1 pseudogene is annotated in these 1,581 nt (G+C 70.6%); it reads left to right on the plus strand.

Annotated elements, in window-relative coordinates:
• Window positions 1-1,581, plus strand: a pseudogene (locus FFS27_RS32560) (hemagglutinin); the annotation flags it as partial.

Below are 1,581 nucleotides of genomic sequence, written 5' to 3' on the forward strand. Positions count from 1 at the left end.
CCCTGGCGGCGGGCGGCTTCAATGTCGGCGAGCAGGCGCTGCTGGCCGAACTGGCCGAGCGCGGTGTGCTGCCGACCGGGTTGGCGCTCGACCAGCAAGTGCTCGACCGCCTGCTGCAGGGTGATGCGTCGGAGGGCGCGCCGCCCCTGGAGACGCTGGTGCTGAACGCCCGCGACGCGTTCAACTTCTACGGCGACGTCAGCCTCGATTCCTACGATCCGAGCAGCGGTCGCTCCCGCTTGTCGCGCCTGGTGCTGGGCACCCCGGCGATCTATGGCTACGGCGACAGCGACAGCGTCGCCTCGATCCGCACCTCCAACCTGATCTGGAACGGCGCGCAGACGCCGGCCGCCGGGGTCATCACCGGCGGCGCCGGCAGTGGCCAGGGCACGCTGGACATCCGCAGCGAACGCCTGGAGTTCGGCTACGGTCCCTTCAGCCAGCCCAGCGCCATCGACAGTTACCAGCGCCTGGCGCTGGGCTTCGCCACGGTCAACCTGGCGGCCAGCGAGCGGATCACCGCCAACCACAAGGGTAGCCTCGCGGTCTACCAGAGCCAGGGCGAGTATCGGGCTGGTAGCGGCTACGCATACAGCGGCGGCGATCTCAACCTGATCACACCCTTGCTCACCGGCGAGGCCGGCTCGCGCAACAGCCTGCTGGCGGGCGGTGCGTTGCGGGTCAGCGCGGGGGGCGGCGGCGCGGCATCCACCCCGGTCGAACTGGCCAACGGCGCACTGGGCGCCGAACTGGCCCTGGAGGGCGCCAGCCTCCTGCTGGACACCCGCGTCGGCCTGCCCAGCGGCAAGTTGAGCCTGACCGCGCAGGAGGACCTGGAACTGGGCGCCGGCGCCCAGCTCGACCTAGCCGGGCGCGCGCTGCGTTTCGACGACGTGATCCGCTACAGCTGGGGTGGCGAAGTCAACCTGCTGAGCCACGGCGGCAATATCCGCCAGGCCGGCGCTTCGCGCATCGACCTGTCGGCGAGCAACAACCAGGCCGGTAGCCTGACGGCGGTGGCGCTGGACAGCGCGGCCGGCGTGGTCGACCTACAAGGGCAGATCCTGGCGGCGAGCAGCGGCGAATACGACGCTGGCGGCACCCTGGTGCCATACGCCGCGGGCAGCGTCGAGATCCGTGCCCAGCGGCTGGGCGAGGACGGTACGCCAGACAGCCGGTTCGCCGCTCTCAACCAGCGCCTGAATGCCGGTCAGGTGTTCGGTGCGCGCAGTTTCCAGATCAAGCAGGGCGACCTGAACATCGGCAACGACGTCAGGGCCTCGACGATCGAGGTGTCGCTGGATGGTGGCCATCTGAGCGTGAACGGCGTGCTTGACGCCAGCGGCGAGCAGGTCGGCAGTATCCGCCTGGCCGCCAAGCAGGGCCTGAGCATCGGTGGCGAGGCGCTGCTCGATGCCCATGGGCGGCGGCTGCGGGTGGACAGCTACGGCAAGATCATCGATTCGCCGAACCGCGCGCTGATCGAGCTGAACGCCGGAGACGGGCTGCTCAGCCTCGGCGCCGGTGCCCGTATCGACCTGCGCCACGGCACCGAGGCGGCAGCGGGAAGCGCGCCCGGGC

Source organism: Pseudomonas sp. 2VD (assembly GCF_005503585.1).
Taxonomy (GTDB): domain Bacteria; phylum Pseudomonadota; class Gammaproteobacteria; order Pseudomonadales; family Pseudomonadaceae; genus Pseudomonas; species Pseudomonas aeruginosa.